The sequence below is a fragment of the Micromonospora sp. CCTCC AA 2012012 genome, from assembly GCF_040499845.1.
In the GTDB taxonomy this organism is placed as follows: domain Bacteria; phylum Actinomycetota; class Actinomycetes; order Mycobacteriales; family Micromonosporaceae; genus Micromonospora; species Micromonospora mangrovi.
Genome location: NZ_CP159342.1, coordinates 1,627,653 through 1,651,865, shown reverse-complemented (window position 1 = coordinate 1,651,865; position 24,213 = coordinate 1,627,653). Strand labels below are relative to the sequence as shown.

General features: G+C 72.7%; 22 protein-coding genes. 12 read left to right on the top strand and 10 right to left on the bottom strand.

From position 1 onward, the window contains the following. Positions 1-19: 19 nt before the first annotated feature. From ABUL08_RS07465 to ABUL08_RS07455, 3 genes are all read right to left on the bottom strand, one after another. Entirely contained in the window at positions 20-1,339 is a 1,320-nt protein-coding gene (locus ABUL08_RS07465) for an MFS transporter (protein ID WP_350935811.1), read from the bottom strand. Next, positions 1,336-1,467, bottom strand: coding sequence for a hypothetical protein (locus tag ABUL08_RS07460; RefSeq protein ID WP_350935809.1), 132 nt, complete (start codon positions 1,465-1,467; stop codon positions 1,336-1,338). Before ABUL08_RS07460 ends, ABUL08_RS07465 begins: the two co-directional genes overlap by 4 nt. Before the next feature lie 71 nt (positions 1,468-1,538). After that, complete coding sequence (locus tag ABUL08_RS07455; protein WP_350935807.1) at positions 1,539-3,134, bottom strand: BTAD domain-containing putative transcriptional regulator; 1,596 nt, start codon at positions 3,132-3,134, stop codon at positions 1,539-1,541. A gap of 196 nt (positions 3,135-3,330) precedes the next feature. Here ABUL08_RS07455 and ABUL08_RS07450 point away from each other — a divergent pair, with 196 nt between their 5' ends. The 4 genes from ABUL08_RS07450 to rph all read left to right on the top strand — a co-directional run bounded on the left by ABUL08_RS07450 (position 3,331) and on the right by rph (position 9,684). Beyond that, a complete protein-coding gene (locus ABUL08_RS07450; RefSeq protein ID WP_350935806.1) occupies positions 3,331-4,872 on the top strand; it encodes a VCBS repeat-containing protein in 1,542 nt (513 codons plus the stop codon). 97 nt (positions 4,873-4,969) lie between these two features. Next, positions 4,970-6,478, top strand: coding sequence for an FG-GAP repeat domain-containing protein (locus ABUL08_RS07445; RefSeq protein WP_350935804.1), 1,509 nt, complete (start codon positions 4,970-4,972; stop codon positions 6,476-6,478). A gap of 102 nt (positions 6,479-6,580) precedes the next feature. Continuing rightward, positions 6,581-6,895 carry a hypothetical protein gene (locus tag ABUL08_RS07440; protein ID WP_350935802.1) on the top strand — a complete coding sequence of 105 codons (315 nt, stop codon included), beginning with the start codon at positions 6,581-6,583 and terminating at the stop codon, positions 6,893-6,895. A 200-nt stretch (positions 6,896-7,095) separates the two neighbouring features. Further along, complete coding sequence (gene rph / locus ABUL08_RS07435; protein ID WP_350935800.1) at positions 7,096-9,684, top strand: rifamycin-inactivating phosphotransferase; 2,589 nt, start codon at positions 7,096-7,098, stop codon at positions 9,682-9,684. 14 nt (positions 9,685-9,698) lie between these two features. Here the strand turns inward: rph and map are convergent, their stop codons facing one another. Next, a complete protein-coding gene (gene map, locus ABUL08_RS07430; protein WP_350935798.1) occupies positions 9,699-10,466 on the bottom strand; it encodes a type I methionyl aminopeptidase in 768 nt (255 codons plus the stop codon). Positions 10,467-10,541: 75 nt separating this feature from the next. Here map and ABUL08_RS07425 point away from each other — a divergent pair, with 75 nt between their 5' ends. Further along, on the top strand, positions 10,542-10,808 hold the full coding sequence (locus ABUL08_RS07425; protein ID WP_350935796.1) for a helix-turn-helix domain-containing protein: 267 nt from the start codon (positions 10,542-10,544) through the stop codon (positions 10,806-10,808). A 50-nt stretch (positions 10,809-10,858) separates the two neighbouring features. Next, complete coding sequence (locus ABUL08_RS07420; protein ID WP_350935795.1) at positions 10,859-11,374, top strand: putative immunity protein; 516 nt, start codon at positions 10,859-10,861, stop codon at positions 11,372-11,374. A gap of 35 nt (positions 11,375-11,409) precedes the next feature. Here ABUL08_RS07420 and ABUL08_RS07415 read toward each other — a convergent pair whose 3' ends face one another. From ABUL08_RS07415 to ABUL08_RS07400, 4 genes are all read right to left on the bottom strand, one after another. Beyond that, positions 11,410-11,775 carry a YciI family protein gene (locus ABUL08_RS07415; protein ID WP_350935793.1) on the bottom strand — a complete coding sequence of 122 codons (366 nt, stop codon included), beginning with the start codon at positions 11,773-11,775 and terminating at the stop codon, positions 11,410-11,412. Positions 11,776-11,930: 155 nt separating this feature from the next. Further along, entirely contained in the window at positions 11,931-13,178 is a 1,248-nt protein-coding gene (locus ABUL08_RS07410; RefSeq protein WP_350935791.1) for an RNA polymerase sigma factor, read from the bottom strand. Continuing rightward, a complete protein-coding gene (locus tag ABUL08_RS07405; protein WP_350935789.1) occupies positions 13,175-13,498 on the bottom strand; it encodes a YciI family protein in 324 nt (107 codons plus the stop codon). The genes ABUL08_RS07410 and ABUL08_RS07405 overlap by 4 nt, the downstream gene beginning before the upstream one ends. Positions 13,499-13,635: 137 nt before the next feature. Further along, positions 13,636-15,753: an amylo-alpha-1,6-glucosidase gene (locus ABUL08_RS07400; protein WP_350935787.1), complete on the bottom strand. Its 2,118-nt coding sequence runs from the start codon at positions 15,751-15,753 to the stop codon at positions 13,636-13,638. A gap of 170 nt (positions 15,754-15,923) precedes the next feature. On the opposite strand from ABUL08_RS07400, the gene ABUL08_RS07395 reads away from it, so the two are divergent. From ABUL08_RS07395 to ABUL08_RS07370, 6 genes are all read left to right on the top strand, one after another. Continuing rightward, positions 15,924-16,901 (top strand): LacI family DNA-binding transcriptional regulator, encoded by a 978-nt coding sequence (locus ABUL08_RS07395; protein ID WP_350935785.1) that lies wholly within the window; start codon positions 15,924-15,926, stop codon positions 16,899-16,901. A 29-nt stretch (positions 16,902-16,930) separates the two neighbouring features. After that, positions 16,931-18,178, top strand: a complete 1,248-nt coding sequence (locus ABUL08_RS07390) for a sugar ABC transporter substrate-binding protein (protein ID WP_350935783.1) — start codon at positions 16,931-16,933, stop codon at positions 18,176-18,178. A gap of 67 nt (positions 18,179-18,245) precedes the next feature. Beyond that, positions 18,246-19,367 (top strand): carbohydrate ABC transporter permease, encoded by a 1,122-nt coding sequence (locus tag ABUL08_RS07385; protein WP_350935781.1) that lies wholly within the window; start codon positions 18,246-18,248, stop codon positions 19,365-19,367. A gap of 1 nt (position 19,368) precedes the next feature. Continuing rightward, complete coding sequence (locus ABUL08_RS07380) at positions 19,369-20,262, top strand: carbohydrate ABC transporter permease (protein WP_350935780.1); 894 nt, start codon at positions 19,369-19,371, stop codon at positions 20,260-20,262. A 7-nt stretch (positions 20,263-20,269) separates the two neighbouring features. Next, positions 20,270-21,154 carry an aminoglycoside phosphotransferase family protein gene (locus ABUL08_RS07375; RefSeq protein ID WP_350935778.1) on the top strand — a complete coding sequence of 295 codons (885 nt, stop codon included), beginning with the start codon at positions 20,270-20,272 and terminating at the stop codon, positions 21,152-21,154. Positions 21,155-21,195: 41 nt separating this feature from the next. After that, on the top strand, positions 21,196-21,735 hold the full coding sequence (locus tag ABUL08_RS07370) for a GNAT family N-acetyltransferase (protein ID WP_350935776.1): 540 nt from the start codon (positions 21,196-21,198) through the stop codon (positions 21,733-21,735). A 37-nt stretch (positions 21,736-21,772) separates the two neighbouring features. On the opposite strand, the gene ABUL08_RS07365 is transcribed toward ABUL08_RS07370, so the two are convergent. Then, positions 21,773-22,702, bottom strand: a complete 930-nt coding sequence (locus tag ABUL08_RS07365) for an ROK family protein (protein WP_350935774.1) — start codon at positions 22,700-22,702, stop codon at positions 21,773-21,775. A 40-nt stretch (positions 22,703-22,742) separates the two neighbouring features. Then, complete coding sequence (locus ABUL08_RS07360) at positions 22,743-24,200, bottom strand: lyase family protein (RefSeq protein ID WP_350935772.1); 1,458 nt, start codon at positions 24,198-24,200, stop codon at positions 22,743-22,745. Positions 24,201-24,213: the final 13 nt, after the last annotated feature.

The window sequence follows — 24,213 nt, the reverse complement described above, 5'->3', positions numbered from 1 at the left end:
CCGTACCGGATCATCCCGGTTATGCCGTGGTCCGCCGCAACGGAAGCGGGTCCCGGACCCCGTCCGCCGGATCGGTCGGGGCGGGTACGGCCGCCGGGGCCGGCTCCACCCGCACCGGCGGTGTCGAGACGACGCGCCAGGTCGCCGGGAGGGCGAGGGTGCCGACGGTGACGAGCACGGCGAGCAGCGCGACGGCACCCAGGACCGTACGGGTGCCCCAGGCCGCCGCGACCGGGCCGGCGAGCCCGGTACCGAAGGGGACCGCGACGAGGGCGCCGAGCATGAGCACCGAGGTCGCCCGCGCGATCAGATGGTCGGGCAGGTGACGCTGCACCGCCGTGCTCTGGAAGACGTTGTAGATCGACACCTGGAGACCGCCCAGCAGACCGGCCGGGACGAGGAGCCAGACTGGCGCCGGCACGGCGAGCGCCACCGCCAGCGGCACGATCAGCAGGAAGCAGCCGACGGCGGCCACCATCGGCCGCGAGGACGTCCACCGGGAGCTGACGAGACCACCGACGAGGGCGCCGACCGTGTAGCTGATGCCGACGGAGGCCCAGGCCGGCGCGCCGCCGAGGTGGTCGTCGGCGACGAACGGGCCGAGGACGAAGATCGGGGAGATCACCAACAGGTTGACCAGACCGGCGTGCGCCGCCCAGACCCACAGCCAGGGGTGGCCGCGTACCTCGCCGAGGCCGCTGCGCAGACCGGCGACCAGTCCGGCCCGGCGGCCCGGCCGGGCGGCGGTGAGCGTACGCGGCAGCCGGGCCAGGGCGAGGGCGCTGACCAGGAACGTCAACGCGTCGACGCCGATGGCCCAGCCCGGCTCGGCCAGCGCGACGAGCGCGCCCGCCGACCCGACCGCCACGATCGAGGCGGCGCTGCGCGACATGGCCAGCAGCGAGTTGGCCTGTTGCAGGCGCGGCTTGTCGACCACCGCGGGGATCAGACCCTGCGCGGCCGGGTTGAAGAAGGCGGCGCCCGCGCCGGCGACCAGCTGCAGCACGATCAGCATCCACACCCGCGCCACGCCGGTCAGCAGGATCGTCGCGGTGGCGGCCTGCACGACGCAGCGGACCACGTCGGTCACCAGCATGATCGTACGACGCGAGAACCGGTCCCCGACCACGCCGCCGACCAGCGCGAGCAGGATCATCGGCAGGCGGGTGCTGAGCACCACGAGGCCCAGCGCCGACGGTGAGCCGGTCAGCTCCAGGACGGCGAAGGCCAGCGCGAACGGGGTCAGACTGTCGCCGAATCCCGACGCCGTGCACCCGATGACGTAGCGACGGAAGTCCGGGATCCTCAGCACCGCGAGCATCGACCGGTCGGCGCTCACGCGACGCCGCCGGGCCCGGGCGACCCCACCCGCCCCCGGAGGTCGATCCGGCGCGGGAGCGGTGGCGGGTCGACGACGTCGACGTGGCGGTGCGCGGCGAGCGGTGGAGTGCGGAGAAACATGGTCATCCCGTGGGCCGTCGATCGGTTGATGCGACGATCGTCCGGGCTCGACCAGGTCGAGGGTCAAGGACGCGGGGTCACTCCAGCCGGGTGGCCAGCCCGTCGAGCATCCGGGCCAGCCCGAACTCGAACAGCGTGTCCAGGTCGAAGTCGAACTCCTTGCTCAGCGCGGCGCGCAGCAGCGGTGACCCGGCCGACGCCACCTCCCGCAACGCGTGCTCCTGCGTCTCCATCCACTCCTCGTTGGTCAGGCCGGTGTCCCGCTCCGCCCGCACCTCCGGCTCCAACGAGGCGGCGACGCCGCGCACGAAACTGATCAACATCACGTGTACGTGCAACTGCTCCGACGTGCTGAGGCTGGTGCCAGTGAGGGCGTGCAACACCCGGTCGACGATGACCAGGCCGTTCGGGGACAGCTGCGGACGGGTGAGCGACATGGCCTGGGCGACCCACGGATGCCGGGTGAACGCCGCCCACGCGGCCCGCGCCACCTGCTCCAACTCGGCCCGCCAACCCGGCGCGGGCGGCGGCAACGGCTGCTCGCCGAGCACCGCGTCGATCATGTATCCCACCAGCAGGTCCTCGCTCGCCACGTGCCCGTACAGCGACACGGTGGAGACGTCCAGCTCGACGGCGACCCGCCGCATCGACAGCTCCGCCATGCCGTCCGCGTCGGCGACCGCGACCGCGGCGGCGACCACCCGGTCCCGGTCCAGCTCCGGGCCGGGCTGGCGAGCAGCGGGTACCGCACGGCCGGGACCCCGCCCGGCCGGATCCGCCGCGTCGCCCGGCGGTGACCCCTCGCGCCGCCGCCGCGGCCCGGCCCCCGACCCCGCAGGAGCCAGGGGTACGGGTCGGTCGACCCCCAGCATCTGCGGCTCGCGCCACGGCCGCGACCCCTCGTCGCCGGCCTGGCCGAGTCGGTCGCGCCGGAGCAGCCGCTGGTGCAGTCGGCGCAGTTCGGGCCCGGGCTCGACGCCCAGTTCCTCGCGGATCCGGTCGCGGATCGAGGCGTAGCGGGTCAGGGCCTCCGCGTGGTGCCCGGTGGCCAGCAGCGACTCGATGAGGAGCACCGTCAGGGGCTCGGCCAGCGGGTTGTCCGCCAGGGTCGCCTCCAGCAGCGGGGCCACCTCGTCGTACCGGCCGAGGTGCAGGGCGCAGCGGGCCCAGTCGGCCACCAGGTCCAGCCGCTGTTGCCGCAGGCTCTGCCGGAGCCGCGTCGCCCACTCCCCCGTCATGTCGGCGATCGGGTCGCCCTGCCAGAGCCGGATGGCCTCGTCCAGCAGGGTCAGGCGGTCGACGGGTGCTGTCGTGATCCGGCGGGCGTCCCGGAGCAGGTGCCGGAACCGGTGCAGGTCGACGGCCTTCTGATCGGCCACCAGCCGGTAACCGGCGGGGGTGCGGCCCACCTCGACCGTCGAGCCGGTGCCGGGTGCTGCCTGCGCGAGGATCCGTCGTACCCGGGCGACGTAGGTGTGGAGAAGACGCCTGGCGTTGTCCGGCGGGTCACCGTCCCAGAGCCGGGCGCTGAGTGTCTCGGCGGACAGCGGCCGTCCGGCTTCCGCCGCCAGCGCGGCCAGCAGGATCCGCTGTTTCGCCGGACCCAGGTCCAGCTCCGCTCCGTCCCGAAAGGCACGGAACGGCCCCAGCAATTTGAACTCGACCTCGACCACCCCCGTGATGCAAGCCGTGTCGCGTCATCCAACCAGAGGGCGTACGCCGGATTCAAGGGGTTGATCTAGCGCGACCGGCGGTTCCGGGACCGGCTCCGACGTGCGCCTTCCATCGGCCTGCAACAATCTGTCCACTTTCGTTCCAGCGCCCTCGGACACGATCCGGCCACGTCTTCCACGTGACCGGAGGTCCTCCTTGAACCAATCCCGCCGTACCGTCCTCGCGCACCTGGTGCGCGCCGCGCTGGCCTTCGTGCTGCTGGCCGCCGGGGCCGCCACCGCGGTGACCGCGGTGACCGCGGTGCCGCGAGCCGCGCACGCCGCCTCCTCGATCGGCGGGTCCATCACCCGCAGCGAGGTGCTGGATCGCGCTCGCTTCTGGTACGACCAACGCGCGTCACTCCAGTACGACAACTCCCGCAACTCGTCGAGCTTCTATCCCGACCCCCAGGGCACCATGTACGCGCCCGACTGCTCCGGCTACGTCTCGATGGCCTGGCACGTGGCGCTCGGCCAGCCGAACGAGTCGGCCGGCGGGTACAACACCTCTCAGCTGCCGAGCATCTCCACGGAGATCAGCTTCGACAGCCTCCGACCCGGCGACCTGATCGACGACGTCAGCACCCACGCCATCCTGTTCGAGGCCTGGGAAGCGGATCACGTCCACTTCTCCTACTACAGCTTCGGCTCCTCGCCGATCGCCCACGTCACGCACGCGAGCCGGTCCGACAGTTCCTGGTCGGGGCACCCGGTGGGCGACTACCGCTTCTTCCGCTACAACAACATCATTGAGGACGGTGGCCGGGTGGTCGCCGACTTCGACGCCGACGGTTCCAGCGACCTGGCGCTGTACCGGCCGGACCCGGTGAACGGGTCGGTGTGGGACGTACGATCCTGGACCACGAAGGCCGACCTGTGGAACGACCACCGGTGGGGTGGGGCCAACGACATCCCGCTGACCGGTGACTTCGACGGCGACGGCACCGCCGACATGGCCCTCTACCGCCGTGACTGCACCAACGGCTCCACCTGGTGGATCAAGAGCGGCGCCACCGGCACCCAGATCGAGGGCGGCCTGCGCTGGGGCGGCTGCAAGGACATCCCCACCACCGGCGACGTCAACGGCGACGGCTACACCGATCTCGTCCTCTACCGCCAAGACTGCACCAACGGCTCGACCTGGCAGATGTACAACGTCCGCCTCCACGGGACCATCCGCACCGACCTGCGCTTCGGCGGGTGCAAGGACATCCCGACGACCGGCGACGTCAACGGTGACGGCTACAGCGACCTCGTCCTCTACCGGCAGGACTGCACCAACGGCTCGGTGTGGAACATGTACAACGTCCGCCTGGGCGGCACCATCCGCACCGACCTCCGATTCGGCGGCTGCACGGACATCCCGAGCACGGGTGACGTGAACGGCGACGGCTACACCGACCTCGTCCTCTACCGCCAGGACTGCACCAACGGGTCCACCTGGCAGATGTACAACGTCCGGCTCGGCGGCACCATCCGCACCGACCTCCGATTCGGCGGCTGCACGGACATCCCCACCACCGGCGACGTCAACGGCGACGGCTACGCCGACCTCGTCCTCTACCGGCAGGACTGCACCAACGGGTCCACCTGGCAGATGTACAACGTCCGGCTGAGCGGAAGCATCGTCTCCAGCTACCGCTACGGCGGCTGCCACGACATCCCCGTCAGCAACAACTCCGTCTACACCACCGCGTAGGACCGGCACCGGTGAGCCGTCCGTTCGCCGGGCGGCTCACCGGTGTCACCCCCGGTTCGCAGCGGTCGCCTCAGCCAGTCCATCCGAGGAGTTCTTGATGACATCCTTCCGTCGCGCCCTGCTGCCAGTCCTGGCGGCGGTGGTCACCCTCAGCGCCGTTCTGGTGCTCCCCCACGCCGCCAGTGCCGCAGTCGTACCCGACTGCACCACCGCCGCCCCCACCAGCGGCGACGCCACCTTCGCCGCGCAGGTCAATCCCACCCTCACCGGCAAGCTGGCGGGCTACTTCACGGCCAGCCGGGCCGCCTGCGTCCGCGTCATCGTGCAGACGGTCAAGTCCCGCGGCCTGCCGGTTCGCGCGGCGACCATCGCCATCACCACCGCGATCGTCGAGACCGGCATCCAGAACCTGAACTACGGCGACCAGGACAGCCTGGGCCTCTACCAGCAACGCCCCAGCCAGGGTTGGGGCACCGCGAGCGAGATCCTCGATCCGGTCCACTCCACCAATTCGTTCCTCAGCGCGATGCTGAGCAAGTATCCGAACAACAGTTGGATGACCGCTGACATCGGCGTGGTGTGCCAGACGGTCCAGAATTCTGCCTACCCGACCCGGTACGGCGACGAGGCGGCCGACGGTGCCCGGATCGCGGAAGCGGCCTGGGCCGGGCGGGTCGTCGGGGACTTCGACGCCGACGGCTCCAGCGATCTGGCGCTGTACCGGCCGGACCCGGTGAACGGGTCGGTGTGGGACGTACGATCCTGGACCGCGAAGGCCGACCTGTGGAACGACCACCGGTGGGGTGGGGCCAACGACATCCCGCTGACCGGTGACTTCGACGGCGACGGCACCGCCGACATGGCCCTCTACCGCCGTGACTGCACCAACGGCTCCACCTGGTGGATCAAGAGCGGCGCCACCGGCACCCAGATCGAGGGCGGCCTGCGCTGGGGCGGCTGCAAGGACATCCCCACCACCGGCGACGTCAACGGCGACGGCTACACCGACCTGGTCCTCTACCGACAGGACTGCACCAACGGGTCCGTGTGGAACATGTACAACGTCCGCGCCGGCGGCACGATCCGCACGGATCTGCGGTTCGGCGGGTGCAAGGACATCCCGACGACCGGCGACGTCAACGGTGACGGCTACAGCGACCTCGTCCTCTACCGGCAGGACTGCACCAACGGCTCGGTGTGGAACATGTACAACGTCCGCCTGGGCGGCACCATCCGCACCGACCTCCGATTCGGCGGCTGCAACGACATCCCCACCACCGGCGACGTCAACGGCGACGGCTACAGCGACCTGGTCCTCTACCGGCAGGACTGCACCAACGGCTCGGTGTGGAACATGTACAACGTCCGCCTGGGCGGCACCATCCGCACCGACCTCCGATTCGGCGGCTGCAACGACATCCCCACCACCGGCGACGTCAACGGCGACGGCTACACCGACCTCGTCCTCTACCGCCAGGACTGCACCAACGGCTCCACCTGGCAGATGTACAACGTCCGGCTGAGCGGAAGCATCGTCTCCAGCTACCGCTACGGCGGCTGCCACGACATCCCCGTCAGCAACAACTCCGTCTACACCACCGCGTAACGTGACCGGCCCGTGGTGGCGTCAGATCCTCCGGAGGATCGACGTCACCACGAGCCGGGCCGGTGGCGACGATCGGCCGGAGCGATCAGGCATCCTGGCCGGGTGGCACCGCTGCTGACCGAGGACGAGTACAAGGCGACGATGGGCCCCGACCCCGTCAGGGTGGGTACGGACCAGGAGCCGCCCTTCGACTTCTGGCCCTATGTCGACTCCGTCCCGGAGGACGACCTCGACGGGCACGACTTCTCCGAGGGCCGGGTCCCCTACGTCTGGCAGATGCCGGACGGCGTGCACCAACACGTCCTGGTCGAATGCGAGACGCCCAACGTGTTCCTGGTCCTCGTGCTGGACCTGCGTGCCGGCTCGGTCCTCGGCCACCACCTGCTCGACCTCAACCGGCTCTACGGGCTCACCTGAACCGGGCAGCGCCCGCGCTGACGGGACCAGGAGCCCGGGTCCTGCCGATAGAAGAAAAACGTCGCTGTCGGCCGGAGCGAACAGCGACTCAGGTAACTCGTCCCACTTCAACGTATATCGCACCGGGGGGCTTGCCGCAAGACCCCCGTCCTGCCGCAGAATCGTCCGCCTGACCTGCGAACGAGCGAACGGGGACGACGGTGCATGAGCGGTACGTGTCGGGTCTCGACGAGGTCGACGAGACGCAGATCGGAATCGTCGGCGGCAAGGGCGCGCACCTCGGCGTGCTGTCGCGGATCGACGGCGTACGCGTGCCGGCCGGCTTCTGCGTGACGACGGCCGCCTTCCGGCGGATCATGGCCGAGGCGCCGTCGATCGGCGACCGGCTCGACGAGTTGTCCCACCTGGACCCCGACGACCGGCCGTCGATCCGCACGCTCAGCGCGGAGCTCCGCCGGATCATCGAAGGGACGGTCCTCCCGGACGAGGTGGCGGTGGCGATCACCGGGGCGCTCACCCGGTACGCCGCGTACGCCGTCCGGTCCAGCGCGACGGCGGAGGACCTGCCCTCGGCCTCCTTCGCGGGCCAGCAGGACACCTATCTCAACGTCACGGGGCCGACGGCGATCCTGGAGCACGTCCGCCGGTGCTGGGCCTCGCTCTTCACCGAACGGGCGGTGACCTACCGTCAGCGCCACGGCATCGACCACCGATCGGTGCAGATGGCCGTCGTCGTCCAGGAGATGGTGGTGCCGCAGGTGGCGGGCGTCCTGTTCACGGCCGACCCGGTCAGCGGCAACCGGAAGGCGGCCGTCGTGGAGGCCAGCTTCGGCCTCGGCGAGGCGCTGGTCTCCGGGCTGGTCAACCCGGACTCCTGGACCGTCCGGGACGGTGCGGTCGTCGACCGGACCATCGCCGCCAAGCGGCTCGCCGTCCGCGCCGTGCCGACCGGCGGGACGACCGAGGAGGCGATCGACCCGGCGCGGCAGGAGCAGCCGGCGCTGACGGACGACCAGGTGCTGCGGCTGGTGCGGCTGGGCCGGCGGATCGAGGCCCATGTCGGCCACCCCCAGGACATCGAATGGTGCCTGGCCGACGACGGCTTCCACATCGTCCAGAGCCGGCCGATCACCACGCTCTTCCCCGTCCCCGAGAGCGGCGACGACGCCAACCACGTCTACGTCTCCGTCGGGCACCAGCAGATGATGACGGACCCGATGCGGCCACTCGGGCTCTCCATGTGGCAGCTGACCGCCCTCGCGCCGATGCACGGCGCCGGCGGAAGACTCTTCGTCGATGTCACCCGGCGTCTGGGGTCACCGTCGAGCCGTGCCGGTCTCCTGGAGATCATGGGCAGGGGCGACCCGCTGATCCGGGACGCGCTGGAGACCCTCATCGACCGGGGCGACTTCATTCCGGCGCTGCCCGAACAGCCCTCGGCGGCGCCACTTCCCGGCGGAGCGCCCGCCCCGATCGACACCGATCCGGCCATCGTCACCGAACTCGTCGCTTGCAGCCAGGCGGCCCTGGCCACCCTGCGGCGGGACATCCGGACGACCGCCGGGCCGGCGCGGTTCGACTTCCTCCTGGCCGCCTTCGAGGAGCACAAACGGCTCCTCAGCGAGCCGCTGAGCATCCAGGCGATCATGGCGGGAATGGACGCCTCCTGGTGGCTCAACGAGCACCTGGCGGCGTGGCTGGGTGAGCGGAACGTGGCTGACACGCTCACCTTGTCCGCGCCCGGCAACGTCACCTCGGAGATGGGACTGGCACTGCTGGACGTCGCCGACGTCATCCGCCCGTACCCGGAGGTGGTGGCGTTCCTCAAACAGGTCCGGGACGAGGGCTTCCTGGACGAGCTGGCCGACCTCCCGGGCGGACCGGCGGCGCGCGACGCCATCCGGGCCTACCTCGACGCGTACGGCATGCGCTGCGTCGGCGAGATCGACATCACCAGGCCACGGTGGAGCGAACGCCCCAGCGCGCTCGTACCGCTGATCCTCGACAACGTCCGGAACTTCGCGCCGGGCGCCCGCGAGCGGCGCTTCGCGCAGGGGCGGCAGGCGGCGGAGCAGAAGGAGCGGGAGGTGCTGGAGCGGCTGCGGACCCTGCCGGACGGGGCGCGGAAGGCCGAGGAGACGAAGCGGATGATCGACCGGGTCCGCACCTTCATCGGCTACCGGGAGTATCCCAAGTACGCGATCGTCAGCCGCTACCTCGTCTACAAGCAGGCGCTGCTGGAGGAGGCGGCCCGCCTCGTGCGGACCGGCGTGCTGCGCGAGGAGGAGGACATCTTCTTCCTCACCTTCCCGGAGTTGCACGAGGTCGTCCGCACCGACCGGGTGGACGACCAGCTCATCCACCGACGGAAGGCCGAGTTCCGGTCGTACCAGGCGCTCACCCCGCCCCGGGTGCTCACCTCCGACGGCGAGGGCCTCGCGGGCGCGTACCGGCGGGGCGGCGTGCCGGCCGGCGCGCTGGTCGGCCTGCCGGTCTCCGCCGGGCTCGTCGAAGGGCGGGCCCGTGTCATCCGGGACGTGGCCGAGGCCGAGCTGGCCCCCGGCGACATCCTCGTCACCGCCTTCACCGACCCGAGCTGGTCACCCCTGTTCGTGGCGATCGACGGGCTGGTGACGGAGGTGGGCGGCCTGATGACCCACGGGGCCGTGGTGGCCCGGGAGTACGGCCTGCCGGCCGTCGTCGGCGTGGCGAACGCGACCCGGCTGATCCGCGACGGACAGCGGATCCGCGTGCACGGCACGGACGGGTACGTCGAGATCCTGCCCTGACCGGCCGCCGCCGGTCACCCCCGGCGGGTCAGCACCTCGGGCCCGGATTCCGTGATGGCGACGGTGTGTTCCGAGTGGGCGGTGCGGGAACCGTCGGCGGAGCGGATCGTCCAGCCGTCGTCGTCGACCTTGATCTTGTCGGTGGAGCGGCAGAACCAGGGCTCGATGGCGATGGTGAGACCGGGGGTGAGTTTCAGGCCACGACGGGGGCGACCGTCGTTGGCCACGTGCGGGGCCTCGTGCATGGTGCGGCCGATGCCGTGGCCGCCGAACTCGGCGTTGACGCCGTAGCCGTAGGAGTGGGCCACCGCGCCGATCGCGGCGGAGATGTCGCCGAGACGGCCGCCGGGCTGGGCGGCGGCGATGCCGGCGGCGAGGGCGACCTCGGTGGCCTCGATCAGCGTCAGGTCCGCCGGGTCGGGGGTGCCGACGACGAAGGAGAGCGCCGAGTCGGCGACCCAGCCGTCGATGCCGACCGCCATGTCGATGCTGAGCAGGTCACCGTCGCGCAGGACGTAGTCGTGCGGCAGGCCGTGCAGCACCGCGTCGTTGACCGACAGGCACAGCACGTTGCGGAACGGGCCGCGGCCGAACGACGGGGCGTAGTCCCAGTAGCAGGACTCGGCGCCGCGTTCGGCGATCCGGCGGCGGGCGTGGTGCTCGATGTCCATCAGGTTGACGCCGACGGCGGCGACGCCGCTCAACTCGTCGAGCAGCTCGCCGACGAACTGGCCGGCCACCGCCATCCGGCCGATCTCCTCGGCGGACTTGAGCTCGATCACGACAGCCTCCCTCTCCGATGCGGTATTTTTATACCACACCGGATCCGGCCGCCCCCGAAGGGATATCCTGCCCCCATGGTTCGCCAACCGCTCACCGCCGAACAGATCGCCGCGGGCCAGCGCCTCGGAGCCGCCCTGCGGGCCGCCCGGGCCGGCCGCAGCCTCGTCCAGGTGGCCCTGGCGGCCGGCATCTCCCCCGAGACCCTCCGCAAGATCGAAGCCGGCCGCCTGCCGGCGCCGGCCTTCGGCACCGTCGTGCGCCTCAGCCAGGCCCTCGACCTCCCCCTCGACGACCTGGCCGAGGTCTGGCTGGCCGACATGCCCGTCCCCCAGGCGTCCTGACGGCCGACCGCGTCGACGGCCGAGGCCGCCCTCCCCTGAGGAGCACCGGCATGATCCTCCCGAAGGCGCGGGACCCGCGCTTCATCACCCTCCGCCGCGGCGGCACCCTCACCGACGCGCACCATCACCTGCTCGCGCTCTGGGCGGCGTCCTGCGCCGAGCATGTCCTGCACCTGTTCGAGTCGGTCCGGCCCGACGACCCGCGGCCCCGTGACGCGATCGCCCACGCCCGGGCCTGGGTGCGCGGCGAGGTCACCATGATGCAGGCCCGCGCCGCCGGCGGCCACGCGATGGGCGCGGCCCGGGACCTGCGCGGGGCGGCACGACATGCCGCGTACGCCGCCGGCCAGGCCGGCGCCGTGGCACACGTCGCCGCGCACGAACTCGGCGCGGCCGCCTATGCGATCAAGGCGGCGCGTGCCGCGGCGCCGGCCGGCGGGAGCGACGCCGCGGGCAGACTGGAGTGCCGATGGCAGCGTGACCAGCTCCCCGAGGCCATCCGCGACCTCGTCCTCGACGACCAGCGGTTGCGCAACGACATCTGCTGGTCGGCGTTCGACTGCTGAGCGTCGCGCCCCGACAGGTCACCGGGGCGTCACCGTCACCTGCCGGCGCGGCGGAGCATCGCCTCCACCTCCGGGTCGGGCATGAGCTCCCGGACCTCCTGCGCGCAGCGGCAGGCGGCGGCGACCTTCGCCGCCCACCCCAGCGCCTCCTCCCGCGAGGCCACGTCGACGACCACGAACCCGCCGAGGACCTCCTTGGTCTCCGGGTAGGGGCCGTCGGTGACCAGGCCGTCCGTGGCCACGACGCTCGCCCGCTGGCGTTCGAGACCCGCGGCGACCACGAACACGCCGGCGTCCACGGCCTCCTGGATCACCGCGTGCGCGGCCTTGCCCGCCTCGGGCAGGTCCTCGGCCGGGATGTGGTCCATCGCGCCGTCGTTGAACGAGATCAGGTACCGCATGCCACCACTCCTCTGTTCCGGCGGCGTCGTCCGCCGCCTCTCACCTGTGCCACGAACGACCTGCCCCGGATCCGACAACGGTGCCCGACAAACCTTGCACCAGATCTGCGCCACGCGGTTCCCCCGGGGCGTCGGCCCGACCGTGGCAGGGATCGTCACCGCGGGGAGGCCGGTCCCAGTTGGTCGCGGCGGCGGGTCAGGTAGGCGACCTGCGCGGTGTTGCCGGCCAGCTCGATGGCCCGGTCGTACGCCGTGCGGGACGGGCCACCGCGGCCCAGCCGGCGCAGCAGCTCGGCCCGGGTCGCGTGGTAGGCGTGGTAGTTGGCCAGCGCGTCCCCGAGGCGGTCGACGGCCGCCAGGGCCACCTGCGGGCCGTCGAGTTCGGCCACCGCGACGGCCCGGTTGAGGGCGACGATCGGCGAGGGGTCGACGCGGACGAGCTGGTCGTAGAGGGCGACGACCTGTGACCAGTCCGTGTCGCGGACGTCGCGGGCGTAGGTGTGCACGGCGTTGATGGCGGCGAGGATCTGGTAGCGACCCGGGGCCACCCCGGTGGCCAGCCGCTCGCGCACGAGCTGATGACCCTCGGCGATCAGCGCCCCGTCCCAGGCCGCGCGATCCTGCTCGGCGAGGGTGACCAGTTCGCCGTCGGCCGAGACCCGGGCGGCGCGGCGGGCCTCGGTGAGGAGCATCAGCGCCAGCAGCCCGGCGACCTCGCCGTCGTCGGGCAGGAGGGCACGCACCAGGCGGGTGAGCCGGATCGCCTCGGCGGTCAGGTCGTGCCGTACGGGGGCGCTGTCCGGGCCGCTCGCCAGGTAGCCCTCGTTGAAGACGAGGAAGAGCACGGCGAGCACGCCGGACACCCGCGCCGGGAGATCCTCCTCGGACGGCACCCGGTACGGGATGCGCGCCGCCGTGATCTTCGCCTTCGCGCGGGTGATCCGTCGTTCCATCGTGGTGCCCTGCACCAGGAAGGCGCGGGCGATCTCGGCGACGGTGAGGCCGGCGACCATGCGCAGCGTCAGCGCCACCCGGGTCTCCGGCGCGAGCGCCGGGTGGCAGCAGGTGAAGATCAGCCGGAGCCGCTCGTCGTCGATGGCGCCGACCGGCTCGCCGGGGTCCTCGTCGTACAACAGCTGGGCCTCCCGCTGCTTGTCGTCGCGCTTGCTCTCGCGGCGGACCCGGTCGATGGCCTTGCGGTGGGCGGTGGTGGTCAGCCAGGCGCCCGGGTTGGGCGGTACGCCGTCGACCGGCCACCGCTGCACCGCGGTCGCGAACGCCTCGGCCGTCGCCTCCTCGGCGATGTCGAGGTCGCCGAACCGCCGGGTGAGGGTGGCGACCACCCGGGCCCACTCGGCACGGTGGGCCCGGACGACCGCCTCCCGGGCGTCGGTCGGGCTCACCGGAACGGCCGTACCTCGATCTTGCGGTTGCAGGCCTTCGACCCGTCGGCGGCGAGCGTGAGCGCCACGTCGAGGTCGGCGGCCTCGATGATCCAGAAGCCGGCGAGGAACTCCTTGGACTCCAGGTACGGCCCGTCGGTGAAGAGCGGCTCCCCGCCCCGGTTGTCGATGACGGTGGCCGACTCCGGCGCGGCGAGGCCACCGGCGAAGACCCAGTGCCCGTCGGCCTGGAGCCGGTCGTTGAACACGTCGATGGCCGCCATCTCGTCCTCGGTGGCGAGGTCGGACGCGTCGTAGATCACGGAAAACAGGTACTGCATCTCGCGTCATCTCCTGCGGTTCGCCGGCGCCCCTCGTGGGCGGCCGCTCACCCCTGCCACGAACACGGCTGCCCCGATCCGACACCGCGGCCCGGAATTCTTCAAGTCTCCGGGCCGGAGGTGCCGGCGGCGGGGAGTCAGCGCAGCGCGTGGGTGGGCGCCGACCGTGGGGCGGGAATCGCCGTCCGCTCACCGCCGGTCACCCGGACGTCGGCGGGCAGGCCGGTGAGCGAGGCGGCGCCGGTCCGGTCGACCGTGACCGTGACCGCCCGGTCGGCGATGCGCAGCCCGGCGGCGGCGATCGCGCCGAGGTCGGACCCGGCGAGCGGGGCGAGGTGCACCGTGCCGGCCGGCACGTCCGGGTAGACGCCGGTGGCCGCCTGGAGCAGCAGCACCGCGGCCGCGGCCGACCAGGCCTGCGGCTTGCACGCCGCCGGGTACGGCACGGGACGGCCGAGCGTGTCCCGGTCGTCGCCGCCGTACAGCTCGGGGAGGCGGTAGTCGAACGCCTCCGCGGCGGCGAGCAGGCCGTCGGCGAGACGCAGGGCGGGCCCGTGGTGGCCGGCCCGGGCCAGGCCGCCGAGGACGATCGCGGTGTCGTGCGCCCAGACGGAGCCGCAGTGGTACGACAGCGGGCTGAACCCGGCGTCGTCGCGGGACATGGTGCGCAGCCCGAACCCACCGGCCAGGGCGTCGGTGGCCAGCAGCGCCGCCACCTGTGCCGACTCCTCGTCCGACAGCAGGCCGGTGCCGAGCAGGTGGCCGATGTTGCTGGTCAGGGAGTCGACCGGGCGCTTGTCCCGGTCCAGGGCGAGCGCGGGCTGGGGGCCGTACCGGCCGTCGACCCAGAACGCCGCGCGGAACCGGTGGGCCAGCCGGTCGGCGTACCCGCGCCAGCGGTCGGCGCCGGGCCGGTCGAACGCGTCGAGCAGGTCGGCGCCGTGCACCGCCGCCTGGTACGCGTACCCCTGCACCTCGGCCAGGACGATGGGCGACTGCGCGATCCGGCCGTCCCGGAAGCGGACCGCGTCGCCGGAGTCCTTCCAGCCCTGGTTGGCCAGGCCGTGTCCGGTGGTGTCGACGTACTCGACGAGGCCGTCACCGTCGGCGTCGGCATGCTCGCCGAGCCAGCCGAGCGCGGCCTCCAGGTGCGGCAGCAGCGGTGCGACCTGGTCGGCGGCCAGGCCCCAGCGCCACGCGTCGTGCAGCAGGCTGACCCAGAGCATGGTGGCGTCGACCGTGCCGTAGTAGGCGGGTGGGAGGCGCAGGCCCTCGCCGGGGGCGAACTCGTGCCGGCGCAGCTCGTGCAGGATCTTGCCGGGTGCCTCGCCGGTGGCCGGGTCGACCCGGGTGCCCTGCCGACGGGCGAGCACCCGCAGCGTGCCGGCGGCCAGCTCGGTGCCGAGCGGCAGCATCATCCGGGCGGCCCAGAGGCTGTCCCGGCCGAACAGGGTGAGGAACCAGGGCACACCGGCGCCGAGGAAGACGTCCTGCGGGTGGGCGGGGTCGGCCAGGCGCAGCCCGCGCAGGTCGGCCAGGGACCGGTCGAGCAGCCGGACGAGGCGGCGGTCGTCGGCGCGGACCTCGGGGCGCGACCAGGCCGGCTCGGCGGGCGGGGCGACCACCACGGCGCGGGGGTCGGTCACGGTCAGCCCCCAGCGCAGGGTCACCTCGCCGCGCGGCGCGAGCGCGACGGGCCAGCTGAGCCGGGGGGCGGTGGCGCGTCCGTCGGTGGCGTCGACGGTGGCCGCCGGCGCGGTGACCGTCACGGTGATGCCGTCGCCGGTCCAGTCCAGCCGGCCGGGCCCCTCGGTGCGGGCCGTCAGCGGCGTGCCGGTCGCGCCGGACTTGACCAGCTCGATCGGGGCGAGGTCGCAGCCGAGGTCGACGCTGACCGTGGCGCGGACCGGCAGCGCGGCGGTGGAGACGACGCGCAGTTCCTCGGTGACGCCGTGCGGGTCCGCGTGCCGGGTGCGTTCGATCCGGACGGTCGGGTCGGGTCCCGGGTCGCCGAGCCAGCGGGCGAGCGCGACGAAGCGGGTGCCGTGCGGTCCGGCCGCGCCCTGGGCGAGCGCTTCGGGCTCCCGGTCGTCGACGCGCAGCTCGGCCCGGGAGAGCACCCGGGCGTCGGCGTGGAAGACGCCCTGTACGCCGGCCGGGCGGATCTGCCCGGCCGCGTCACCCAGCGCGCTGGTGGGGGCGTGGACCGCGCCGACCAGGTCGTTCAGCAGGGGTTGCAGGTGGCGTTCGGACACGGGGGGCTCCAGGGGTGCTCGGTGGTGCGAGGTGCCCGGAACGGATGTCTTGACAGATCGTCCCGGCGGGGTGCAAAGTGCGAAACATTCCAGAAACTTTGAACGATCTAATCCTGCCTCATCGGAGTTGGATCGTTCAAGGCGGCGAGAGGGATCAAGTGTCAGAAAAGGTGACCATCGCGACGGTGGCCCGGCATGCCCAGGTGAGCCGGCAGACGGTCTCCAACGTGCTCAACGCGCCGCACATCGTCCGCGAGGACACCCGGCGTCGGGTGCAGGAGGCGATCACCGCCCTCGGCTACCGCGCCAACCAGGCCGCCCGGCAGATGCGCACCGGACGCAGCCGACTGATCGCCGTCCGGATCGAGCCGACCCGGGACGGCATCAACGGCTCGGTGCTCGACCGGTTCCTGCACGGGCTCACCGAGACCGCCGACGCGGCCGGCTACCGGGTCATGCTCTACACCGCCGGCGACGACAACCAGGAGATCGCCACCTACGACGACCTGCTCGGCGCGTACGACCTGGACGCCTTCGTACTCACCGGCACCAAGCACGGCGACCCCCGCACGGCCTGGCTCGCCGGCCGGGAGGTGCCCTTCGTGACGTTCGGTCGCCCCTGGGACGCCCCCGAGAGCCACCCCTGGGTCGACGTGGACAACGCCGACGGCACGGCCCAGGCCACCCGACGGCTGCTGGACACCGGCCACCGCCGGATCGCCTTCATCGGCTGGCCGACCGGCTCCGGCGTCGGCGACGACCGGCACACCGGCTGGCGTACGACCATGGCGGCGGCCGGCATCGACGCGGCCGACCTGCGCCGGTCCACCGAGGACGGCATCGCGGCCGGCGAGCGGGAGATGCGCGCCCTGCTCACCACCGCCGAACCGCCGACCGCGGTGGTCTGTGCCAGCGACTCGCTCGCCCTCGGCGCCCTCCAGGCCGTCCGGGACACCGGCACCCCGGCCGCGGTCATCGGCTTCGACGACACCCCGGTCGCCGCCGCGGTCGGGCTGACCAGCGTCAGCCAACCGCTCGCGGCAGCCGCCGCCCGCTGCGTCGAGCTGCTCACCGGCGTGCTCGACGGCCAACCGACCAACCCCCACGTGCTGCTCCAGCCCGCGCTGGTGCTGCGGCACACCGCGTGACCCCCCGTATCCCCCACCAGGAGATTCAGATGGCATCCCGATCCCTCACCCGGGCGGCGGTGGCCGGCCTCGCCGCCGTCACCCTGCTCGCCTCCGCCGCCTGCGGCAACGGCTTCGACAACTCCTCCGGCGACGCCAAGCAGTCCAGCGGCCCGGCGAACCTGCAGATCCTGATCGGTTCCTCCGGCGACGCGGAGACCAAGGCGGTCCAGGCGGCGGCGGCGAAGTGGGCGTCCTCCTCGGGCAACCAGGCCACCGTCACCCCGGCCCAGGACCTCACCCAGCAGCTCGGCCAGGCGCTCGCCGGTGGCACCCCGCCGGACGTCTTCTACGTCGACGCCAGCCGGTTCGCCGACTACGCCAGTGTGGGCGCGCTGGAGCCGTACGGCGACAAGATCAGCAAGCCGGACGACTTCTACGAGAGCCTGCGCACCGCCTTCACCTACGACGGCAAGTTCTACTGCGCGCCCAAGGACTTCTCCACCCTCGCGCTGGAGATCAACACCGACCTCTGGACGAAGGCCGGGCTGACCGACGCCGACGTGCCGACCACCTGGGACCAGCTCACCGCGACCAGCCAGAAGATCAAGGCCAAGGGCCTGGTGCCGCTGGCGCTCGGCGACACCCGGGACCGGATCGGCGCGTTCCTGGTGCAGAACGGCGGCTGGTTGCTGAGCAAGGACGGCAAGCAGCCCACCGCGGACAGCCCGGAGAACCTGGCCGCCCTCCAGTACGTCAAGTCCCTGCTCACCAGCGGCTACGCGCGCTTCCCCAAGCAGCTCGACGCCGGCTGGTCCGGTGAGGCGTTCGGCAAGGGCAAGGCGGTGATGACCATCGAGGGCAACTGGATCAAGGGTGCCCTGCAGAACGACTTCCCGAACGTGAAGTACAAGGTCGTCCCGCTGCCCGCCGGCCCGAAGGGGCCGGGCACGCTCTCCTTCACCAACTGCTGGGGCATCGCCGCGAAGTCGACGCACAAGGAGCAGGCGATCAAGTTCGTCGAGGCGATGACGAGCGGCGAGCAGCAGATGAGCTTCGCCAAGGCGTTCGGCGTGATGCCCTCCCGGCAGTCGGTCCAGGGCGAGTACACCTCGGCGTTCCCGGCCGACAAGCCGTTCATCGACGGCGCCGGCTATGCCCAGGGCCCGGTGAACGCCCCCAAGATGGACAGCGTCCTCGGTGACCTGGACACCGGCCTGCAGGGGCTGGCGACCAAGGACCCGAAGACCGTGCTCCAGAACTTCGACAAGAACGCCAAGGCGGCGCTCGGCGGCTGAGGTGTGAGGAGGGGCCCCGGTCCACCGGGGCCCCTCCTTCCACCTCCGACCGGAGGGAGGAGGGGAGATGGCAACCGAAGCACTGACCGCACCCGCCACCGCGCGGGGCGGCCCCCCGCGCCGCCGGGGACGCGGCATCCGCGGCAACGAGAACGTCGCCGGCTGGCTCTTCGTCGCACCCGTGATCGTGATCCTCGGGCTGTTCCTGCTGCTGCCGATCCTGATGGCGGCATGGGTGAGCCTCACCGACTGGAACGGGCAGGGCAGCCCGTTCACCGCGAAGGTGCCGCTCGTCGGCGCCGACAACTACACCCGGCTGTTCACCGAGGACGGGCTGGCCCGCCGCGACTTCATGACCAGCATCCGGAACAACATCTACTACGTGGCGCTCGTGGTGCCGACGCAGACGGTGCTCGCTCTCGCCCTCGCCCTGGTGGTCAACAACCGGATGCTCAAGGGGAAGGGGTTCTTCCGGACCGCGTTCTACTTCCCGTCGGTCACCAGCTCGGTGGCGATCAGCGTGGTCTTCCTCTTCCTGTTCGCCAACTCCGGCGCGGTGAACGCGCTGCTGAGCATCTTCGGCATCCGTGGGCCGCAGTGGTTCGCCGACTCCCGGGGGGTGCTGCACCTGCTGCTCGGCACGGTCGGGGTGGACTCCCCGCCCGCCGCGCTGACCGGCGGCGGCCCGTTCGGGCTGAGCTGGTGGGACTGGCTCTCCGGACCGAGCGTCGCGATGATCTCGATCATCAGCCTGGTCGTCTGGACCACCTCGGGCACCTTCATGCTGATGTTCCTCGCCGCGCTGCAGAACGTCCCGGAGGCGCTGGACGAGGCGAGCATTCTGGACGGGGCGTCCCGGTGGCAGCGGTTCCGGTACGTCACCCTGCCGATGATCAAGCCGACCACCTTCCTGGTGCTCACCCTCGGCCTGATCGGTTCCTGGCAGGTCTTCGACCAGGTGTACGTGATGAGCCAGGGCGAGCCGGCCAAGACCACGCTCACCCCGGCCTACCTGTCGTACCGGACCGCGTTCCGCGACTTCGACTACGGCTCCGGCGCGGCGATCTCGTTCGTGCTGTTCCTGATCATCATCGTGCTCACGCTGGTCCAGCGGCGGGTGATGGCCGACCGGGACACCGACGGCCCTCGGCGCGGCTGGTGGCGGCGACGCGTACCGGAAGGGTCCTGACATGGCCGTCCTGGCAGACCGGCCGCCGGCCCCGGCGGCCACCCGGCCCCGCGCGGGCCGTGGGTCCCGCGTCCTGGTCAACCGGTTCCTCGGGTACGCCACCCTGATCTTCTTCGGGCTGGTCTTCCTCTATCCCTTCGTCATCCAGATCGGCAACTCCCTCAAGACCGAGCCGGACGCGGCGGCGAACCCGCTCTCGCCGGTGCCGCACCCGCTCTCGCTGGCCGGCTTCGAACGGATCTTCGAAGGCACCAACTTCCCGCTCTGGCTGGGCAACTCGCTGCTGGTCACCGTGCTGGTCACCCTCGGCCGGGTCTTCTTCGACTCGCTCGCCGGCTATGCGCTGGCCCGGCTGCGCTTCCGGGGCCGCAACGGGCTCTTCGCCGCCGTCATCGCGGTGATGGCGGTGCCCGGCGTGGTGCTGCTGATCCCCAAGTTCCTGGTGCTCAAGCAGCTCGGCCTCTACGACAGCTACGCGGGCCTGGTGGTGCCGCTGCTGGCGGACGCGGCCGGGGTGTTCATCATGAAGCAGTTCTTCGAGTCGGTGCCGGCCAGCGTCGAGGAGGCGGCCCGGATCGACGGGGCCGGCGTGTTCCGCACCTTCTGGTCCGTGGTGCTGCCGATGGCCCGGCCGGCGCTGATCACGCTGACCATCCTGTCGTTCCAGGGCTCCTGGAACGAGTTCCCGCACAGCCTCGTGGCCGTGCAGGACCCGGGGCTGTTCACCCTGCCCCGCGGCCTGGCCGACCTGGTCAGCGGCTCACTCGGCAAGGGCACCCAGTATCCGCTGAAGCTCGGCGCGGCGCTGCTGGCCACCATCCCGGTGGCCGTCCTGTTCGTGATCTTCCAGCGGTACTTCGTGCGGGGCGCCAACGAGGGCGCGGAGAAGGGCTGACCCGGACATGGCCCTGGGACCCGCGCTCGACGAGACGCTCGCCGCCCGGTTGATCGCGGACCAGTTCCCCCGGTGGGCCGACCTGCCGGTCGTCGCCGCGTCACCGCAGGGCTGGGACAACCGCACCTTCCGGCTCGGTGACCGGCTCAGCGTCCGGCTGCCCAGCGCCGCCGGCTACGCGCACCAGATCGGCAAGGAGAGCCGCTGGCTGCCGTACCTGGCGAGGCACCTGTCGGTCCCGGTGCCGGAGCCCGTGGCCCTCGGCCGCCCCGCACTCGGCTATCCGTTCGCCTGGTCGGTCAACGCGTGGCGGGACGGGGAGGTGCTCTCCCGGGCCGACGTCGCCGACCCGGCGGCGCTCGCCACCGAGCTGGCGTCCTTCCTGGTCGAGTTGCGGGGCGTGCCGACGGACGACGCGCCCCGCCCCGGCCCGGAGACCGCACACCGCGGCGGGCCCTTCGCGTTCTACGCGACCGAGGCGCGGGCGGCCGTCTCGGCGCTGGACGCGCGGTCCCCCGCCACCGACCGGGTGCTCGACGAGGCGGTGGCCTCCCGGTGGCCGCGCCCGCCGGTCTGGTTCCACGGCGACCTGGCCGCCGACAACATCCTGGTCACCGACGGCCGCCTCGCCGGCGTGCTCGACTTCGGCTGCGCCGGTGTCGGCGACCCGGCGTGCGACCTCGTCATCGCGTTCACCCACCTCGACGACGGGACGCGACCGGGGTTCCGCCGGGCGGTCGGTCTCGACGACGACACCTGGCGGCGCGCCCGGGGCTGGGCCCTGTGGAAGGCGGCCATCACCCTGGCCAACCCGGACGCCTCCGCGCGGCGGCGGCGGGAGCAGACGCGGGCGTTCGCGGCGGTCCTGCGGGACCTCTCCCCGCGCCCGTAATCCGGTCGAGGACCGACGCGCCGGCTGTTAGCGTCACGCCGGTGTTCACCAGCGAACGGGTGCGGCTGCGTCCACCCACCCCCGACGACGCGCCCGACCTGTTCCGCCTGCACGCCGACCCCGAACTGCACCTGATCACCGACGGCGACCCGTTCGTGCCGCACCACGTCGAGCAGGTCCGGGCCCGGCTGCTCCGGCAGGTCACCGAGCCCCCGAACGGCGAGACCCGGGTGCCGCTGCTGGCCGAGGCCGTGGCCGACGGCAGGTTCCTGGGCAACTGCTCGCTCTGGGGCATCAACGCCTTCAACCGGTACGCCCACCTCGGCATCACCCTGCTGCCCGAGGTCCGCGGCCAGGGCTACGGGACCGAGGTGATCCGGCTGCTCTGCCGGTACGGCTTCCGCAACCGGAACCTGCGCCGCCTCGAACTGGAGACGCTGGCGAGCAACACCGCCATGCGGCGGACCGCCGAGGCGTGCGGCTTCGTGCACGAGGGCACCCAGCGGGAACGCGAGTACGACGGCGACGGCTTCGCCGACATGGTGGTCTACGGCCTGCTCCGCCGCGACTGGACACCCTGACCCGGCTGCCCGGCCGGGCAGCCGGGCGACGGTTCCGTCAGCGGGGGGTCGGCACCGCCTCCCGGGCGAGGATGACCGCCCCCAGCAGGGCGGCGTCGTCCGCGAAGCGGGACAGCACCACCTCCGGCGGATACGGCAGCACCGCCGCCATCCGCTCCCCCAGCATGCCCCGGATCAGCGCGCTGCCGGCCACCCCACCGACCAGCACCACCCGCTGCGGGTCGAGCAGCAGGCAGCAGGTCACCAGGTGCCGGGCCAGCTCGTCCACCCGGGCGGTCAGCGCGTCGCGGGCCGGTCCGGGCCGTTCGGCGGCGGCGGCCAGACCCGGCGCACCGCCCGGCACCCCGAGCGAGTCGGCGAGCCGGTCCAGCGCCCGGCCGGAGAAGTCCAGCTCCAGCATGGTGCCCGGCCACGGGCCGCCCGCCACGGCGTATCCGATCTCGCCGGCCGCGCCGTGGTGACCGGCGAGCACCGCTCCCCGGACCGTCACCGCCGCCGCGACACCGGTGCCCAGGCCGACCACCAGCCCGGGGTCGGCGTCGCGGAGCGCGCCGAGCCGCAGCTCGGCCAGGGCGGCGGCGTTGAGGTCGTTGTCGACCGCCACCAGCGGCACGCTCAGCCGGTCACGGACGGCGTCGGCGAGGCGCAGCCCGTCCCACCCGGGCACGTTCGGGGCCAGGTCGATGCCGTCGGCGCGGACCACGCCGGGCGAGGCGATCCCGGCCGCCGCGACCGGCGCGCCGACCTCCCCCACCAGCCGCGCGGCCAGGTCCAGGGCGCGCTCCAGGGCCTGCGGCGCACCCCGCTCGGCGTACGTCGGGACGCGCTCGCGGGCCAGCAGCCGACCTTCGCCGTCGGCCACCCCCACCGCCATCTTGGTGCCGCCGAAGTCGATGCCGAGCAGCACCGCCGCCTCGCCGTCCGGCGACGCGGACCGGGTGGCCCGACCGGCCAGTCGTACGCTCACCGGACCACCCCGGCGGCGCCGGCGGGCACGTGCCGCCCGCTCATCGGGCCGCCCCCTGCGCGGCGACCGCGTCCAGCGCCTCGTCAGCGGCGGCCAGGCGGGCGCGGACCCCGGCCAGCCGGCCGGCGACCGTGTCGAACGTGCCGCGCAGCACCGCCACCTGGGCGCGTACGGCGGCGGCGCCGGGACCGTCGACCTGGGCGCGGTCGAGCACCAGCTCGGGGCGGACCGCAGCGGCGATCAGGTCGGCGACGGCCGCGTCGTCGAGCCCGTCGGCGATCCCCTCGGCCGCGGCCCGGACGCCCTGCGCGGTCCAGGTGCCCGGTGCGCCGCCCCGGACCAGCCGGCCGACCACCGAGTGCGCGGCCCGGAACGGCACCCCGTGCCGGGTCAGCGCATCGGCTGCGGCGGTGGTGGTGGCGCCGGAGGCGACGATCTCCTCGGCCGACGGCGGCTCCAGCGGCGCGATCTCGGCGAGGAAGCCACCGAGCAGGGCGAAGAAGCGGTCGGTGCGGTCGTTGCTGTCCCAGAGCCGCACCTGCACGTCGGTGGTGGCGTTGTTGGAGTCCTCCCACCAGGCGGCACCCACGTTGTTCAGCACCGAGGCGGCGTCGGCGGCGGTGGCGCCGGCCATCGACACGAGGTGCTCCAGCACCACCGGGTTGCGCTTCTGCGGCATGATGCTGCTGCCCTGGGTGAAGTCGCCCGGCGTGGTCACCCACCGCCAGCTCAACCAGTCCATCAGGGTGCGGGCCAGCCGGGCGCCGGTCGCCAGGGCCTGGGCGTTGAGGGTGCCCACCCGGACCAGGTGGTCGGCGCCGGCCACCGCCTCGTACGAGTTGGTGACCAGGCCGTCGAAGCCGAGCAGCTCGGCCACCCGGGCGGGGGCGATGTCCAGGTCGGTGCCCGCGAAGGCGCACGAGCCCAGCGGCGAGGTGTTGAGCTGGTCGATCAGCTCGGCGTAGGCGACGGCCTGCCCGGCGAGGGCCTCGGCGTAGCCGGCGAGGGCGTGCCCGATGGTGGTGGGCTGCGCCGGCCGGCGGTGGGTGTACCCGGTGATCACCACGTCGGCGTACCGGTGTGCGGAGTCCAGCGCGGTGGTGCCGGCGGCCAGCACCCGGTCGAGGACGCCGAGGAGCTGGTCGCGCAGCAGCATCCGGAACACCCCGGCGTCGAGGTCGTTGCGGCTGCGGGCCATCTGCACGTCCAGCTCGGAGGTGGGGATGCCGCACGCCTGCGCCAGCCGCTTCTCCATCAGGTAGTAGGTGTCCTCGACGGTGCCGTCGAACTCGGGCGCGCCGCTGGTGTCGGCGCGCAGTTCGGCCAGCCCGCGCAGCAGCCGGGCGCCCCGATCGGCGGGGACCAGCCCCTGCTCGGTCAGCATCACCACGTGGGCCTGGCTGGCCCGCACCATCGCCGGGAAGAGGAGCCCGACGTGGTGGTCATAGGTCGGCTTGAGGTGGTGCCGCTGGTAGGTGGTCAGCGCGGGTGTGCTCATGACGGTCTCTACT